This window comes from Chitinophaga niabensis (assembly GCF_900129465.1).
GTDB lineage: Bacteria > Bacteroidota > Bacteroidia > Chitinophagales > Chitinophagaceae > Chitinophaga > Chitinophaga niabensis.
In genome coordinates, this window is sequence record NZ_FSRA01000001.1 from 1608370 (window position 1) to 1624829 (window position 16460).

The following is a 16460-nucleotide window of genomic DNA, read 5'->3' on the forward strand; positions in this document are numbered from 1 at the left end:
GATGCGAAAAAATGAAGAACAGCAGTTGAACATCAATCCATCCGCCCCCAAAGCTGAGTTTGTTCTTCGCTTATTTGTAACGGGTGCCTCGCCTAATTCTGTTCGGGCTATTTCAAATCTGAAAGAGCTTTGTGAACAATATCTGCCAGGGAAGTATTCGCTGGAGGTAATAGACGTGTACCAGGAAACGGAGGTGGCACAGCAGGAACAGATAGTGGCACTTCCCTTGCTGATAAAGAAATATCCTTTCCCGGAAAGGCGGTTGATCGGAGACTTATCTGATACTGACAAAGTATTAAAAGGCCTTGGTTTAAAAGCTCACTGATGGAAGAACATTCAACAACTAACATAGCAGCACTACAGGCTGAGCTGGAAGAATTACGGCATCAGCTGTGGGAAGCGCAGGAAACCATAGATGCTATCCGCACAGGGCAGATAGACGCCATTGTAGTAAATGGTGAAAATGGCCATGAGCTGTATACGCTGAAAACAGCGGATTACAGTTACAGGGTGTTCATTGAAAAAATGACGGAGGGAGCCGTATCGCTCAATTACGAAGGCGTTATCCTCTACTGCAATTCCCAGTTTGCCTCTTTGCTGAACATGCCCATTTCCAAAGTGATCGGCATGGCTTTCCAGGACTTTGTGCCGGAAGGAAGTAAACGTCACCTCCGCCGCCTGTTTGAAAACAGCTGGTCTAAAGACTGTAAGGAAGAAGTGTTACTGCGTACCTGCGACCTGGAAATACCGGTGCTGCTTTCGCTCACAGCCCTGGAGTTCAATGAGAACATGGCCCTGAGCATTATTGTTACGGACCTCACTGCCCAAAAGAGGACCCAGCAGGAGCTGGAAAGGAAAAATGCACAGCTGGCCAGGATGAACCATGAGTTGGGATTGAGCAATCACGACCTGCAGCAGTTTGCTTCCGTAGCCTCGCATGATCTGCAGGAACCCCTCCGTAAGATCCAGATGTTCTCCAACCTCCTGAAAGAACATAATAAGAAAATACTTTCCAGCGAATCAAAAAGGTTCCTGGATAAAATAGTCAATTCCGCCAAGCGGATGAAAGCCCTGATCCTGGATATACTCAGCTATTCCAGGTTATCTGCCGCCAACAATATATTTGAAGAAGTTGATCTCAACGACATCGTAAAGGACCTGCTGGAAGATTTTGAGCTGATCATCCAGGAGAAAGATGCAGAGATCCGGGTAGGGGAACTGCCGCAGATCGAAGCCAACAGAGGGCAGATCAGGCAGGTATTTCAGAACATGGTATCCAACGCCCTGAAGTTCTCTAAGCCGGACCAGGTACCTGTTATTGAGATCAGCAGTACCTACCTGGGAGAAAAGTCGTTTAATGCCCCGCCACAGCCGGAAGGGCCTTATTGTTTGATCCGTATAAAAGATAATGGAATAGGATTTGACCAGAAGTATGAGAACCATATCTTTGCACTGTTTGAACGGCTACATTCAAAAGATAGTTACGAAGGCAGTGGGATAGGCTTGTCTATCACCAAGAAGATCATAGAGAAACATGATGGCTTGGTGCAGGCCTGGGGGATATCCGGAGAAGGGGCTGAGTTTTTACTGTTATTACCCGTCTCCCAGGAGAAAAATAAACACCATGTATCTACCCAAGAAGATCTTATTGGCCGAGGATGATAAGGATGACCAGGATTTCTTTCACGACTTCCTGCAGGAAAGAGAAGATATACTTTTATTACCCATTGCCAGCAATGGAGAAGAATTGCTGGAATACCTGGATAATACAACAGAACTGCCAGATGCCATTATACTGGACCAGAACATGCCCAAGCTCAATGGGCTGCAAACCTTACAGCAGCTAAAAATTACCAGCCGGTATTCAGATATTACGGTAATGGTGTATTCCACTTCCACAGACGATAATCTTATCAAAGAAAGCAATATGCTTGGCGCAACCCTGGTAGTGAGCAAACCCAGCAGCTACAAGGGTTATCAGCGCATGATAGATGAGCTGATCAGCCATCTGTAAGCTGAAGTGAGTGACACAACGGCGGCTGAATAGTGAACGATCGCCGGCTACATAAATCTTTTATTCTGCCAGATGGATTATACAAGTTTAGCCAGGAGGTTCACGTCTCGTTTTCCGTTGCTCAGCTACCTGGGCACACAGATCAATTTCTGGATCATTTCCAATATTTTCCTGGGGAGCATCCTGCATTTGCAGGCCTTATCCCTTGAAGAAACCTCTCATATAAAAACGTTGGTAAGCTACGGGCAGATAGCAAGGGTGGCTATTATGCTGGGCTTTTTGTATGGCATAGCATTAGGCTTAACAGACTGGTACCTGGACAAGCGGCGTTTTTATAAGCGGCTTTCCATGGGTAAGATCATCCTGTTTAAAACAGTCGTTTCCGTTAGTTTGATCTTCCTGATCCTGATCCTGATAAGGGGGGCCTTCTGGCGCTTAAGCATGAGCCACAAGGCATGGTCCTACCTGTTTTATATTATGCTGCTCTATTACCTGGCCATGACCATGGTCATCAACTTCATTAACCAGGTGAACAAAAAATACGGGCCAGGTGTACTGGTGCCTTTGTTGCTGGGCAAATACAGGAACCCAAGGGAAGAAGAACGCATCTTTATGTTCATGGACCTGCAATCTTCCACCGCTATTGCAGAGCAGTTAGGCCATCTGAAATACAGCGCATTCATCCGTGATAGTTTTATGGACATTAACCAGGTATTGTTACCTTTTAATGCAGATGTGTATCAATATGTGGGCGATGAAATTGTAGTGACCTGGCGGATAGATGAAGGGCTCAAAGATCTTTCCTGCGTAAGGTTCTTCTTTGGTTGTGAATACCGTTTCTTTGAACGTATGGATTATTATTTGTCCAATTACGGGGTGCAGCCCCGTTTTAAAGCGGCCCTGCATATGGGGAAAGTAATGGCGGTGGAGATCGGAGAGGTAAAGCGGGATATTGCCTATCATGGAGATACGCTGAATACAGCATCCAGGATCCAAAGTGTTTGCAACGATTACAATAAACTGCTGCTTATTTCCACTTATATGCTGGAAGCGATGGGAGAACAACGTGCGCTCCTCCGTACTACGCCACTAGGTATGATACGTTTAAAGGGTAAAGCAGCGGAAGTAGGCATTGCCAGTATAGAAGGATTAGATAATCAAACTTCGCCTGTATAAACTTCCGTATCATAATGGAACTTCACCCTGCCATTCACCTGGTGGCGTTGAAAAATATCCTTCAGTAACTGCTGAAATGCTGCGTCTTCTGTGGGCACATAGGAGGAGGAGTTAGCCCTTCCGAGAAAACCGGCTTCATCAAATTCCTGGTAGCTGGGGAAGATCATCTTTTCATATTTCCCTTCTTTAAAGAATGCTTTAAAATCAGCCGGGGATAGTTTCTGGTGGTTTACCTCATTATAGTCTGCTGTTCTTTCGCGCAATAACCGGTCATAATCCTTTGAAAAATTATCTGTGTTCACCTGCCGGTTGTTCCAGATCAGGGCAGCCTGTGCGGAGGGTTTCAGGATCCTTTGGAACTCCGTGCGGGCTTCCGCTGTGTTGAACCAGTGGAAGGCCTGTGCGCAGACAATGAGGTCTATGGTATGGTCTTTTAAGCCGGTATTGGCGGCAGGAGCGTTGATGGACATGTACTTACCGGGGTATGTTTCCTGCAGCATGGCGTCTGCTGCTTCCCGCATTCCTGTGTTGGGTTCTATGGCATAGACCTTGCATCCGAGGTTGAGCAGGTGTTTGGTGAAGATACCGGTACCTGAGCCGATATCAGCTACTGTGGATGCTTCGGATAACCCCGTTCTTTTGCGGAGATAAGTAAGTACCTCCGGTGGGTAGTCAGGCCTGTATTTGATATAGTCCTGCACCTTGTTAGAGAATCGTTGGGTGGAGTCTTTAGTCATAGGGTAAAGATAAGGATTCCCGATGGAATACCCTATCTTAAGCCTATGTAAAGCCTATGTGAATAGGTTAGATCTCCTTCGGCAGGATACCCAGTTGCTGCAGAAAGCTCAGCCGGTCTGTATATACCTGTGTAGTCACCACTTTGCCATCTTTCAACTGGTAAATGCCCAAACCATCGTTATTGACAGCTTTGCCCGTGGGCGCATAGGCGGCAAACTGGCCGGTGTGCGTGCCCTGGAATTTCCATCTTACCATTACTTTATCACCTTCTGCAATGTACTCCTGTACATCCCAATGTGCATCTGCAAATCCTTTAAGGATCCCATTGAGCGTTGTTTCAAAACCGGCGGGGCCTTTTACACCTTGTATGGCCGTGTATTCAGGAGATACGAGGTCCTGCAGTAAATGCAGGTGGCGTTTGTTCAATGCTTCTTCATACAATTTCCGTACTACTTCTTTGTTCTTTTCCATGGTTCCTTTTTTAATAGTCTGTGCATGCGTAAGGCCTGCGGTGTGCAGCACCAGCAATAGCATATAAATTGGTTTCATTGTGATGATTTGATACAGCAAAACTAGTTGCAGGAGAAATTCCGGCCTTGTAAAAAATCATTGATCTGATCTACCAGAGGGGAGGGGTCTTGATAAAATCCGTGGGTGTTTTACCCGTGAAGAGTTTGAAGTCCTTGTTAAAGTGAGGCTGATCGAAATAGCCGGCATTGAATGCTACTTCCGAGAGGGTTTCTTTGGTGAACCCATTGCTTACAATGGATTTCATACGGATGATGTTGGAGAACTGTTTGGGGGAAACACCTACTACACGCCTGAAACGTTTTTCAAAGGCATCCTGGCTGATATAAAGGGATTGGGCAAGTTCTTTTATTTTGATAACACCTTTTGCAGCATGGATCTTTTCCAGTGCAGCCAATACGAGTTTATCCGGTTCGCCGGGGTATAGTTTGGACCGGAGGTATTGTTCTACGAGCCGTATGCGTTCCGTGTTATTGGTGGCTTCGGCTAACTGGTCTTCGATGGCGGATACATCCTTGTAGATATTATCCAGGGAAACGCTGCTGTCGTATAATTCGTAGAGGGGGGCTTTGATGAAGGCATTGGCGCCGGCTTCGTTGAATACCACCATGAGGTTGGCGGAGTGCCTGGCGTAGTTTACCAGTTTGCCGGACCTTCTTAAACCGGAGATCATGGAGGCCGGGAGATCGTTCTTTGCGTTGTTCTCCAGGAAGCTCACCTGCCCTTTAAAGCGGAAAACCATTACCAGGGAAGTATCCGGCATGATGTGGTTCACCTGTTCATCCTGCATTTCAACGATGAGGTAATGTTTGATGAAAGGGCTTAAACTGGCGGATGGTATGTGTTTTTCTACGGTCACTTAAAAATAAAGGTAAGACTATTGAAGAAATATTTGGCGATAAGACCGATCGGTCTTATCTTTGTTCCCGTTATGGCATCAGCAGAAAAAACAAGGCAGTTCATTATAGAAAAGGCTGCTTTCCTTATTAATCAGAAGGGTATGGCGGGAACGTCCATCTCTGATATAATGGCGGCTACCAAACTGGCAAAGGGTGGGATCTACGGGAATTTTGAGAATAAGGAGGAGATCTGCCGTGAGGCCTTTGCTTACCTGATGAAGTATTTAAATGAAAGTATTGCCCGGGTATTGCAGGGGAGAACATCTTATAAAGAAAAACTGCTGGCCTTACTGGACCATTACCGGGAACTGGCGGTAAATGAAGGAGGCGGTTGCCCCATGCAGAACTTTGGAACTGAATCCGATGATACAGACCCGGCCATTCAAAGTATGGTGGCGGATGCAGTAAGGTTTACGCAGAACAGGATCAGCCAGTTAATTAAAGATGGTATCCAGGCTGGCGAATTTAAAGATACCGTGAACGCAAAAGAAATGAGCATTAAGATGTTTGCCCTCATAGAAGGCGGCATACTTACCAGCAGGATATTTGGAAACAATCAGCAAATGAAATTGATCATCAACATGCTAAGATCAGAAATAGCAGCATTCAGTGTTTGATTTTTTTTGCCTATTAAAAGACCGATCGGTCTTAATATATTAAATACTAAAAAAATGAACATTCAGGGTAAAACAGCACTTATTACAGGCGGTGGCCGGGGTATCGGTTTGCATATCGCTAAATTATTTTCTGCCAAAGGCGCCAAAGTGATCCTCAGCGGCAGGAATGAAGCCAGCTTAAAACAGGCGGTGGCTTCCATCAACAATGCTTCTTACATCGTGAGCGATATTACGAATGAGAAGGACGTAGAGAACCTGGTGCAAAAAGCAGGTCAGATTGATATACTGGTGAATAATGCAGGGGTATTACACGGTGCTTCGGTAGATGGGGGAGAGAATTTCCTGGCTACGGCAAAAGATGAAATGAACCTCAATTACTTTGCGGTGTTGCAGCTAACAGAACTGTTCCTGCCGGTATTGAAGAAAAGCGGTGATGCGGCGATCATTAATATCCAGTCCATTTTATCTTACGTGCCCCTTACCATGGCTTTGAGCTATAGTGCATCCAAAGCAGCGCTGCACTCTTATTCCCAGGGGCTCCGTTTGGTATTGCAAAAGAAAGGTGCTGCGGTAAAAGTGTTTGAAGTGTTTCCTCCATATATAGACACGGATATGACGAAAGGTGTGGAAGTAGATAAAATGAAACCGGAAGACCTGGCAGCAGACATCCTGGAAGGTGTGGAGAATGATCAATTTGCAATTAGAAGTGGTTTAACGAGAGAGGTGTACCAGATGTGGCATCAGGCTCCGGAAAATACGGTGGCTCAGATCAATGGATTGTAAGTGCAGAGCGGAAAGGTTGCGCTATGAAAGGAAACTTTCATAGCGCTTTATTTTACAGGAAACGTTCGATCTGTTTGTATAAAGCCTCCTGGTCGCTGGGGCGTTTGGCATTGTTCAGCACCATTTTCCCATCTTTAATGATGGCATAACGGGGTATGGCCAGGCCCCGGCTTTCCCCGAAAATATTGCGGATATCATTCATTAGTTTTCCGGATGCGCGGATATGATAACCCTGCAGATCATAATACTTGATCATATCTTTCCACTTCTGATCAACGGCATCCGCATCAATGGATATGTACAGTGCCTGTATGTTGTTCTTTTTCAGGAATTGCTTCAGTCCGTTGTTATAAGCAAATTCATCCCTGCAAGGGCCGCACCAGGTAGCCCATAGGTCTACATACACCGTTTTACCTTTGAACTTTGCTGCCAGCTGATCGAAGTTATTAATACTGTCTTCTATGAAATGCTGCGTGGTGGCGAAATCATTCTTTGCTTTTTTCTGGTAATCCCTGATATTATTGATCCCGTTCCTCAGATAAGTAGTATAGATACTACGGGGATATACTGCCTGGAATTGGTTGTACCAATCCAGTGCGAAAGATTGAAAACCTCCTTCCATGGTAATAGCATAGATCCATTGGGCGGTAAGGTATTCTCTCAATGGTTCTTTATAATCAGATTGGATAGCATCATATTTCCGGGTCCAGTATTCATCGTCCAGCACCTGGGGTTTATAGGTGCCCTTTGAGCCGGGAAGGAAATAAGTGAAGTACCAGGTATTGCAGAAGTTTGCATAATCGAAATAAGTGTTCACGGTCATAGAGGCGGGATCCCGGGGATCAGCAATGGCGAATACAGTTTTCCAGTAAGTTTCGATCTCTTTTACCTGTGCCTGGTCCTTATTGAAATCCAGTTTCGTCATGGGGTGCATGAAGGTGCCGGCCAGCAAATTGGCATAGTAGACCTTTATGAGCTTTTCAACGTACCGATGAAATCCTTGATCTATGTTTAATGTATGGAAGGGTTGCAGCTGCTGCTCCATTTCTGCAAGCACCCTTATTTTATTATGCGCAAATATGGTATCTTCTTTATAATATTTTATTGCCACAGTCTGGTAAAAAGGTAAGGAAAGGCGGTTCAATGCCAGTTGTGCTTCTTCATCATCAGCCTGTATCTTGATTTCTTCTTTATTGATTGTAAGTACATAGGTTTTACCGGGCCGCACATACAACCTGTATATTTTCTGTTTGTATAAGAATTCGTTGGTACCGGGCTGGTTGGGGAGTACCAGCTCTCCATTGTTGCTGAGGGTATCATTTTTCCAGGCGGCGATATGGTAGTTCCCGTTCAGGGGTTGCATTACACGAACGGGTTCACGGTTAGCACCTTCCACTTTGAAGGTGATCTGGGCCGACAACATCAACGGGCATAACAGCAAAAAACACAGCAGAGATCTCATATGGATCAAAATACAAAAATCATTTTATATTTGAGCTATGTTGTTCAAACAGGATCAGTTGGAAGGCATCAAAGCAGGCACCGTTTCCCTCGCATTCAGGAAATGGAACAAGGCATCCGTAAAAAAGGGAAGCCTGTTGAAAACGGCTGTTGGTGTAGTGGAGATCCAGGCTATTGCTGTTGTAAACAAAGTAACAGATAAGGAGGCGCAGCAGGCAGGATTTGAAGATGCGGCTGCATTGATGAAAACATTTACCCGTTATCCTGGGGGAGATCTGTACAAGATCAAAGTGCGTTATTATGGTGAAGATCCGCGTATTGCCCTTCGTGAAAGAACTTCCCTGACAGCAGAAGAACATGCAGAACTGAAAAAGAAATTAGGGCGAATGGGAGAGTGGACGAAGGAGATATTACTACTCATTAAAGCACATCCCAGGTTGAGAGCAGCAGACCTGGCTGTACTTAGCGGCAGGGAGAAAGACTGGTTGAAACTGAATGTGAGGAAACTGAAGGACCTTGGGCTGACGATCAGTTATCATCCGGGATATGAGATCTCGCCAAGGGGAGAAAATTATATAAAAAAAGAGTTCCGCAGGTAATACGGAACTCTTTTTTTACTAGAGTCCCTGGGGGATGTAATCTCCTGACTCCATGTGATAATCTCTGTAACGCATCACGCCATTTTCCTGGTAATCATTTTCCACATTTGATGCCAGCACTACATAGTAGCCGTTAGCCCAGGCAGAGCTGGTAAAGTTATACCCTGCAGAACCATCATACCCGATCACCCTGTAATTCACCTGGAGATCTGATACGTAAACGGGATTTTCATTAGCAGCATCGTCATAAAAACGTACATACACATCTATCATCCGTGCAACGCCGATGAAATAAACGTTTTCGTGGCTGATCCTTGCGTATACAGGTGTGAGGTAATTGTTGCTGCCAACTCTTGCCATCACTTTGAATACGCCGGGTGTGGTAAGGGTTAATGCAGAAGTGGTATAACGCGCTGCAATAACACTTACAGGATTCCAGTTAAGCGTTTGTGGGACTAGGTTTGCAGGTGCTGCCTGGGATTTGGGTAATACGAGCATGAATAACATGCACAGAAGGATAAGGGTCTTTTTCATTACGTGAAATTTTAAGGGTTTATACGGGTTAAGGAAACGTTTGCATTAAGTTAGAGAGAAATATCTGTAAATGCAAATTCTGTGTTGAAAGAAAAGGCCGCTGGTAATGATATGCCCCGAAAGGTCAGACACTTTTCGGGGCACTCCATCATGAGCGGCTTTTTTCTTATAGTGAAGCGATGTTTTTTCTCCTGGCTAGTTCTGCTTCTGATGCTTCGGCTGTTACAAAACTTCCGGTCTTTATATCCCCCGAAGGTTCATAAGTGGCCAGGATTACGCCGGTGCCCGAGGTTTTGATCTCTTTTAACTTCCATTCGGCGGCAGGTATGCCTTCCCGGAATAAACGTTTTCCTTTTCCGGTGGTTACCGGGAAGGTCCATATATGGAGGATATCCGCAAGGCCGTTGGTCAGTAAGGTTTGAATAAGTTTGCTGCTGCCATGTACCAATAGATCGGGGCCGTTCTGTTGTTTGAGTTCCTTCAGGCCCTTTACCACATCTCCCGTGATCAGCGTGGAGCCGGCCCATGGAAGTTCTATCTGTTTGCCGGAAACAACAAACTTCTTTATGCTGTTGAACTTATCTGCAATAGGATGGTTCCTGACATAGGGCCAATAGGCGGAAAAGATGTCGTACGTGAACCTGCCCAGCAACAGGTCAAAAGGTTTGCTCATAATGCTGCTCATTACCTGCTGTGTTGTTTCGTCGCCATAGGGAGCCGTCCAGCCGCCCCATTTAAAACCCCCTGTCGGATCTTCTTCCGGGCCTCCCGGAGCTTGCAGTACGCCGTCCATGGTAACAAATGAAGTGATGATGATCTTTCTCATAGTTTCCTGGTTTTTTATCAAATTTACAGGCTACGCAGGTAGCAGGGGCTGTGCAAACACGACTTTATACAGGGGGGAATGCGACAATATCATTCTCCGTTCGGATCTGTTGATAACACATCACTCATATAATCAAAAAAGGGACGCATGGCCTGAAAAGTAAGGTCGGCTTCTTTGAGGAAAGTATCGCTTAATGCCTCTTTATCCGTAAACCTTTTAATGAGCAGGAACTGTTTATAGCGGAGCAGATCAATGCCTTCATGGCTGGGATCAAAACCTTTGGGGGTGGTTTTGAGTTGCTCTCCTTCCAAAGTTCCGAAATGAGATATGAACGATCTGCTTTTGAGTATCTTCCTCAGCGGTGCCGGATCAAAAGCAATGTCGTCCCTGATCTTTTTCAGATCTTCTGGGCTGGGCCCCCAGAAACCACCTGCAATAAAAGTATTTCCGGGTTCCAGCTGAAAGTAATAGCCGCCTCTGCGCTGTTTGGTAGCACGTCTGAAGGCTCCGCTCCAGTTTGTTTTATAGGGTGTTTTATCGTTGGAAAAACGCGTATCCCTGTAGATGCGGAACAGGCTCTTTTTGCCTGAGGGGGTTTCTATCAGATCATGTTTGCTGAGCTTTCCCAGTAATGCTTCCGCAAAGGTTTCCACGAATTGTTGTTCTGCCTGGAATTCCGTTTTATGAGCGTTGAACCATTCCCTGTTGTTGTTCTCTTTTAGCTTTTTAAGGAATTTGAAACCAGTCTGTAACTGCACTGCCATAAAATATCTGTATTAAACAGCAGCAAAGATACTTTACTCCGCTATATTATACTTCCGGCAAACTTCCTCATAGGTCATGGGGGCCTGGCGTCCTAACCTGGCACCCGGGATGATGATATAACGGAAGCTGTGGCCATTGGCGATAGTTGTATAAATGTTCCGGTCGTTTTGAAAGCGGATACGCAGGTTGCCGGGTGTATACTGGGCCGTCCAGGTATCATTGGTAACCCCTCCCTGCATATAGGTAACGGTAACCGGTAACTGGCCTACCTGGCCCGTTGCCCATACAGTGGGATTGTATCCTTCCAGCCTTGCAAAAGTAAGGATGGCTGCGGTGTCCAGGATCTGCTGTGTGATTTCAGGTGCGGGCTGGTTATGTTTAAAACCCCAGATGCCGAATACGGTATCTTTCGTGTAGCTGGCAGGTTTAAACCATTTGGAGTAAATAACATTGGCGGTCCCGGGGTCGCCTTTTTTGCTGCAGGCGGAGAGTAGCAGTACGGATGCTGCTATCAGAAGTAATTGTTTCATGGCGGAAAGGTAGCTTAGGAGGGATGGGGAGTATAGTAAAAAAACGACATTTTATAGGCTCAGCCGTTCTATTTCCTTCATTAAGGTTTTCTTTTCTGCTTTTGACCTTGTAAGGCCGAGGGCTTTATTGTAATGTGCTATCGCCTTTTGCACATCTGTACCCGCATATAAATAACCCAGCAGGGAATGATAAGCTGTATGCTCCACCAGCTTCAACTTCTCTGCTTCCTCAATAGCCAGCTTATGCCCGTGTACCTTTGCAAAAGCGAATGTTCTGTTCAGGGCCGTCATGGGGGAATATTCTATAAGGATAAGCTGGTTGTAAAGCTGTAAGATATGTTCCCATTTATTGTGATCAACCGGTGTGGTATGCCAATAGGCAATGCCCGCCTCCAGGTGATATTTGGATATATAATTCCCGGAGCAGGCATTCACCAGGTAGTAATTCCCTTTTTCAATCAGTTCTGTGCTCCAGCGGCTTTTATCCTGCTGTTCAAAAAGGATGGATTCCCCGGCATCATCTGCCCTGGCATCCAGTCTTGAGCTTTGAAAGCACATCAATGCCAGCAGGGCATTGGCATGAGTGGTGTTGGTGAGTGGGTTTTCTGTAAGCATAAGTGCCAGGCGGATCGCTTCAGAACAAAGGTCTTTCCGGATCAGGTGGTTATTGCTGCGGGAAAAATAGCCTTCGTTGAATAAGAGATAGATAGTTCTGAGCACCACATCCAGCCTTTCCTTTATGGTAGTTTCCCGTAATTGCCTGATCTGGAAATTATCCTTGCGGAGGTTCGCTCTTGCCCTGAGCAGCCTTTTTTTGATGGTTTCTGTTTTTGAAAGGAAGGCATTGGCAATTTCTTCCACGCTGAACCCGCAAAGGATCTGTAACGCAAGGCAGATCTGTGCTTCCGCTGAATTTGCAGGGTTACAAACTGCAAAGATCATCGCGAGCTGGCTGTCTGTAATAGTTTGCGGTGTAAAATCAGGATCTTCTGCTGCCTGTAATTCATCGGGCCTGATCGCATCTTTTACCTGCGTTTCAAAGACAGTAATATGTTTCAGGTGATCTTTTGTTTTGTTTTTAGCAACGGTATACAGCCAGGCCGTGGGGTTTTCAGGAATGCCATGCAGCGCCCAGGTCTCTGTTGCTTTCAGGAAGGTTTCACTGGTGATATCCTCAGCCGTTTCAATATGCTGCAGGCCAAAGTGACGGCATAGTACGGCAGTCATTTTAGCATACTCCAGCCTGAAGAGGTGCGGGAGCAATTCTTTCCAGGATGTATCCTTTCCGTTCATTCACTTTTATTGATCGCCCTTATTTCTATATTTCCGCCATCTTTAAGGCTGGGATTTGCTTTGGCTATTTCGATCGCTTCTTCAATGGTTTCCGTTCTCAGGATCATATAACCACTGATGAATTCTTTTATTTCCGTGTAAGGGCCATCCGTTACCAGGTCTTCCGGCCGTACGGTCTTTGCCTGGTCAGTGGAAAGGCTGTTCCCTTTGTCCACCAGTTTGTTTTGTGCGATGATGTTCCCCAGCCAGTTCATCCTTTCCTGTAATTGTTCAGGAGAAGGATTTTCATGCGGGTTATAAGTGTTTCTGAAGATCAGCAGGAACTCTTTCATACTGTATAACGATTGAAGACCAGGAATGGGGACAACAAATATACCATGCTTAATTTTAAAGGAACTTAGATTATATTTAAGGATAAAATTTCATCTATGAACAGGTTCCTGAACCCTTATTTATTGACTGTCGCGGGCGCATTTGCTTTAGCCTCCTGTGGGCAAAGCACATCTAAAACTGCTGAAAATACAGCAAAGGACAGTGTTATTGCTGGCGCACCTGTAGAAACCAAACCGGCTAATACAGACTATAAACCTGCATTTGAAGGTCAAACCAGGATAGGCAGCGTTAAAACTGCCACTGCTTATGAGTTCAAAGTGCTGGATAGCAGCCTTAAATCCCCCTGGGGCATTACCTCCTTACCAGACGGCCGTTTCATTATCACGGAAAAGAAGGGCACCATGCGTATCGCTACCCTGGAAGGGAAAGTGAGCGAGCCTATCACCGGCATTCCCAAGGTAAATTCCGACGGGCAGGGTGGTTTGCTGGGGATCCGCGTAGATCCTGATTTTACCAGTAACAGGATGGTATACTGGGTATTCTCTGAACCTTTACCGGAAGGTAACCTCACAGCTGTAGCCAAAGGCAAATTATCTGCCGATGAGAAAACTATTGAGGGTGCTACCGTTATATACCGTGCTACCCCTGCTTATAAAGGCACCTTACATTATGGCGGAAGGATCCTGTTCGACAAAAGCGGCAATATTGTGATCAGTACCGGCGAACGTTCTGACCTGGAAACAAGGCCCCAGGCGCAGGACATCAAATCCGGGCTGGGTAAGGTGATCCGCATCACCAAAGAAGGTAAACCTGCTGCAGGTAATCCATTTGAAGGCAAAGCGGACGCAAGGCCGGAGTTGTATTCTTACGGTCACCGCAACGTACAGGGCCTTGCTTTCCATCCTGAAACGGGGGATCTATGGGAAACAGAATTCGGCCCGAGAGGCGGTGATGAACTGAACAGGGTAGAAGCCGGCAAAAACTATGGCTGGCCTACCATCACTTACGGCCTTGAATACAGCGGTAAAAAGATCGGCGACAGCATACAGCAGAAAGCTGGCCTGGAACAACCCGTGTATTATTGGGACCCTGTACTTTCTCCCAGCGGCATCACTTTCTACAGCGGAGCTGGTATTCCTGAATGGAAGAACAACCTCTTCATCGCCGGCCTGAGCAGCACGCATATTGCACGGCTGGTAATTGAAAACAATAAAGTGACCGGCGAGGAAAACCTGCTTTCCGGCGAAGGGCAGCGTTTCCGTGATATCACAGAAGGGAAGGACGGGGCATTATATGCCATCACGGACCAGGGCAGATTATACCGGATCGGCAAGAAATAAAGAACTCATTTTGAAAAGAGGGATACATTGGAAGCAGTGTATCCTTCTTTTTTTTCCAAAATTACGCATATCACTTGTCCGGCAAAAGTAAACCCGCCGCTTTTGCCGCATTATGCCGGGAAAAAATATTCCCTGCTGCGGCATAGTGTATTCATAGTGTATTGGTAGTGCGTTGGTAGTGCGTTGTAAGTGTATTGGTAGTGTATTGTAATAGCGTTCTAACAGTATTGGTAGTACGGTAGATATACGGCTCCTAAGTACGCGGGAAGTATCAGAGAAGCATACGAGAAGCAGTGGAACAGTATTAGCCCTTCCTTGAAAAAAGTTAAGAAATTGTTATTTTCTTCAAATTAAAATAGCCTTAATATTTTATTAAGCGGTTGCCCCGGCATTAAATTTTATTATTTTTGCCCCCCAAATGAGAGTAGCTGTTTTTTTTGCATTACTGGGGTTTCTCCTCTTAAGGGGAGCAAATAGCCTCTATATTGCTACTCATCACCATCATGTTCAAAGCTTTCACTACGCCCCGGGTTACAATAACAAAGAGAACTTTGCCGAATTCAGTGATGCCGAGCAGGAGCAGGAAACGGAATACTTTATCAGCGAAGATGTTGAAGATGACGAGGTCAGCCATCTCATTGCGAGGAAATACAAACTCCTGGCCAGGTATAATTCAGCACTATCGGACCCCTCATTATCAGACGGCCTCAGTAAATACTTAAAAGCACCGCCGCCTGATCTGGGGCATCTTTCCTATAAATACATTACCCAAAGAACACTAAGGATCTGATCCGTAAAATATACGGGATGCTTAAGGTATGATCTTGCATGCCTTACGGACGTGTTTTTTTACCGGAAACTTCCTCCTGCATGAGATCCTGATCCATAGGTATTTCTCTGCTCTCCAACATTCCCATCGCTTTAATATCCATTTAATATCATGAAAAGAATAGTCATGTTCGCCGGCTTGTTGGCATTGTTCTGCCAAACGGCCTGTGTATCTAAAAAAGAAGAGAAGGAAGAAGCGGGTAAGTTTACCGCTACCAGCCCTTTAAAGATCGATACTTCCTTCACGAAAGAATATGTTTCGCAGATCCGCTCTGTCAGGAACATTGAGATCAGGGCACAGGAAAAAGGATTCCTGCAGAACATCTATGTAGACGAAGGCCAGTACGTAAAAGCCGGCCAGCTGCTGTTCAAGATCATGCCTAAGATCTACGAGGCTGAACTGGCAAAAGCAGAGGCAGAAGCGAAAGCCGCAGAAATAGAACTGCAGAATGCTAAAACCCTGGCGGATAAAAATGTGATCTCAAAGAATGAGCAGGCGATGGCACAGGCCAAACTGGATCAGGCAAAAGCTGAGATATCACTGGCAAAACTACACCTCTCGTTCACAGAGATCAGGGCTCCGTTCGACGGGATCATTGACCGCATTCCACTGAAACTTGGAAGCCTTGTCGATGAAGGAGAGCTGATGACCAGCCTTTCTGATAACAGCCAGATGTTCGTTTATTTCAATGTTTCCGAACCGGAATACCTGGATTATGAAACCCATGTAAAAAGTCGCGGTAACAATAAAGTAGGCTTGCTGTTAGCCAATAACCGCCCATTGAAATACACCGGCGATGTAGAAACGGTTGAGGGGGAATTTGATCATGAAACAGGAAATATTGCTTTCAGGGCAAGGTTCCCTAACCCGGATAAGCTGTTGAAGAATGGCGAAACAGGAAAGGTGCTGATGACGGTTCCGCTTAAAGATGCATTGATCATTCCGCAAAAAGCTACCTACGAGATCCAGGATAAGCTGTACGTTTTTGTGATAGACAAGAACAATGTGATCCGGTCTAAGAACATCACCGTACTTGGCCAGATGCCCGATCTGTACGTGATTGACAAAGGTCTTTCGGAAAGCGACAGGATCCTGCTGGAAGGCGTTCAAAAGGCAAAGGACGATGATAAGATCGAATATGAATACCAGGCGCCGCAGGAAGTGCTCTCACACCTGAGGCTAAGAACGGAATAGT

The 16460-nt window shown here is 45.7% G+C and carries 20 protein-coding genes; 10 read left to right on the forward strand and 10 right to left on the reverse strand.

The annotated features are described in order from the left end of the window. The first annotated feature begins 1 nt into the window (after position 1). From BUR42_RS06005 to BUR42_RS06020, 4 genes are all read left to right on the forward strand, one after another. Positions 2–325: a circadian clock KaiB family protein gene (locus BUR42_RS06005; RefSeq protein WP_074238356.1), complete on the forward strand. Its 324-nt coding sequence runs from the start codon at positions 2–4 to the stop codon at positions 323–325. After that, complete coding sequence (locus BUR42_RS06010) at positions 325–1662, forward strand: sensor histidine kinase (protein ID WP_074238357.1); 1338 nt, start codon at positions 325–327, stop codon at positions 1660–1662. The genes BUR42_RS06005 and BUR42_RS06010 overlap by 1 nt, the downstream gene beginning before the upstream one ends. After that, complete coding sequence (locus BUR42_RS06015; protein WP_074238358.1) at positions 1625–2014, forward strand: response regulator; 390 nt, start codon at positions 1625–1627, stop codon at positions 2012–2014. The genes BUR42_RS06010 and BUR42_RS06015 overlap by 38 nt, the downstream gene beginning before the upstream one ends. 72 nt (positions 2015–2086) lie before the next feature. Beyond that, positions 2087–3190 carry an adenylate/guanylate cyclase domain-containing protein gene (locus BUR42_RS06020; RefSeq protein WP_074238359.1) on the forward strand — a complete coding sequence of 368 codons (1104 nt, stop codon included), beginning with the start codon at positions 2087–2089 and terminating at the stop codon, positions 3188–3190. Here the strand turns inward: BUR42_RS06020 and BUR42_RS06025 are convergent. The 3 genes from BUR42_RS06025 to BUR42_RS06035 form a co-directional block, all read right to left on the reverse strand. Next, positions 3172–3927 (reverse strand): class I SAM-dependent methyltransferase, encoded by a 756-nt coding sequence (locus BUR42_RS06025; RefSeq protein WP_074238360.1) that lies wholly within the window; start codon positions 3925–3927, stop codon positions 3172–3174. The two genes, BUR42_RS06020 and BUR42_RS06025, sit on opposite strands and share 19 nt — an antisense overlap. A 67-nt stretch (positions 3928–3994) precedes the next feature. Next, positions 3995–4477, reverse strand: a complete 483-nt coding sequence (locus BUR42_RS06030) for an ester cyclase (RefSeq protein WP_084185430.1) — start codon at positions 4475–4477, stop codon at positions 3995–3997. Positions 4478–4547: 70 nt separating this feature from the next. Beyond that, positions 4548–5315, reverse strand: a complete 768-nt coding sequence (locus BUR42_RS06035) for a helix-turn-helix transcriptional regulator (RefSeq protein ID WP_074238361.1) — start codon at positions 5313–5315, stop codon at positions 4548–4550. 72 nt (positions 5316–5387) lie between these two features. On the opposite strand from BUR42_RS06035, the gene BUR42_RS06040 reads away from it, so the two are divergent. Both BUR42_RS06040 and BUR42_RS06045 read left to right on the forward strand, forming a co-directional pair. Continuing rightward, positions 5388–5972 (forward strand): TetR/AcrR family transcriptional regulator, encoded by a 585-nt coding sequence (locus BUR42_RS06040; RefSeq protein WP_074238362.1) that lies wholly within the window; start codon positions 5388–5390, stop codon positions 5970–5972. Between the two features lie 54 nt (positions 5973–6026). Then, on the forward strand, positions 6027–6755 hold the full coding sequence (locus BUR42_RS06045) for an SDR family oxidoreductase (RefSeq protein WP_074238363.1): 729 nt from the start codon (positions 6027–6029) through the stop codon (positions 6753–6755). Between the two features lie 52 nt (positions 6756–6807). Here BUR42_RS06045 and BUR42_RS06050 read toward each other — a convergent pair whose 3' ends face one another. Further along, on the reverse strand, positions 6808–8217 hold the full coding sequence (locus BUR42_RS06050; protein ID WP_084185431.1) for a TlpA family protein disulfide reductase: 1410 nt from the start codon (positions 8215–8217) through the stop codon (positions 6808–6810). A gap of 37 nt (positions 8218–8254) precedes the next feature. Between BUR42_RS06050 and BUR42_RS06055 the strand changes: the two genes are divergently transcribed. Next, the gene (locus tag BUR42_RS06055) at positions 8255–8815 is read left to right on the forward strand and encodes an ASCH domain-containing protein (protein ID WP_074238365.1); all 561 of its coding nucleotides are present in this window, start codon (positions 8255–8257) and stop codon (positions 8813–8815) included. Positions 8816–8833: 18 nt separating this feature from the next. Here the strand turns inward: BUR42_RS06055 and BUR42_RS06060 are convergent, their stop codons facing one another. The 6 genes from BUR42_RS06060 to BUR42_RS06085 form a co-directional block, all read right to left on the reverse strand. Then, complete coding sequence (locus BUR42_RS06060) at positions 8834–9349, reverse strand: hypothetical protein (protein ID WP_143197351.1); 516 nt, start codon at positions 9347–9349, stop codon at positions 8834–8836. A 166-nt stretch (positions 9350–9515) separates the two neighbouring features. Next, positions 9516–10175 carry a dihydrofolate reductase family protein gene (locus BUR42_RS06065; RefSeq protein WP_074238367.1) on the reverse strand — a complete coding sequence of 220 codons (660 nt, stop codon included), beginning with the start codon at positions 10173–10175 and terminating at the stop codon, positions 9516–9518. A gap of 89 nt (positions 10176–10264) precedes the next feature. Further along, complete coding sequence (locus tag BUR42_RS06070; RefSeq protein ID WP_074238368.1) at positions 10265–10939, reverse strand: DUF2461 domain-containing protein; 675 nt, start codon at positions 10937–10939, stop codon at positions 10265–10267. Between the two features lie 33 nt (positions 10940–10972). Then, positions 10973–11470, reverse strand: a complete 498-nt coding sequence (locus tag BUR42_RS06075; protein ID WP_074238369.1) for a hypothetical protein — start codon at positions 11468–11470, stop codon at positions 10973–10975. Between the two features lie 51 nt (positions 11471–11521). After that, complete coding sequence (locus BUR42_RS06080) at positions 11522–12763, reverse strand: RNA polymerase sigma factor (RefSeq protein WP_074238370.1); 1242 nt, start codon at positions 12761–12763, stop codon at positions 11522–11524. Continuing rightward, positions 12760–13095, reverse strand: coding sequence for a YciI family protein (locus BUR42_RS06085; RefSeq protein ID WP_074238371.1), 336 nt, complete (start codon positions 13093–13095; stop codon positions 12760–12762). Before BUR42_RS06085 ends, BUR42_RS06080 begins: the two co-directional genes overlap by 4 nt. A gap of 96 nt (positions 13096–13191) precedes the next feature. Between BUR42_RS06085 and BUR42_RS06090 the strand changes: the two genes are divergently transcribed. From BUR42_RS06090 to BUR42_RS06100, 3 genes are all read left to right on the forward strand, one after another. Next, the gene (locus tag BUR42_RS06090) at positions 13192–14436 is read left to right on the forward strand and encodes a PQQ-dependent sugar dehydrogenase (RefSeq protein ID WP_074238372.1); all 1245 of its coding nucleotides are present in this window, start codon (positions 13192–13194) and stop codon (positions 14434–14436) included. Positions 14437–14854: 418 nt separating this feature from the next. After that, positions 14855–15226: a hypothetical protein gene (locus BUR42_RS06095; protein WP_074238373.1), complete on the forward strand. Its 372-nt coding sequence runs from the start codon at positions 14855–14857 to the stop codon at positions 15224–15226. Positions 15227–15376: 150 nt separating this feature from the next. Next, complete coding sequence (locus tag BUR42_RS06100) at positions 15377–16459, forward strand: efflux RND transporter periplasmic adaptor subunit (RefSeq protein WP_074238374.1); 1083 nt, start codon at positions 15377–15379, stop codon at positions 16457–16459. The last annotated feature ends 1 nt before the right edge of the window (position 16460 follow it).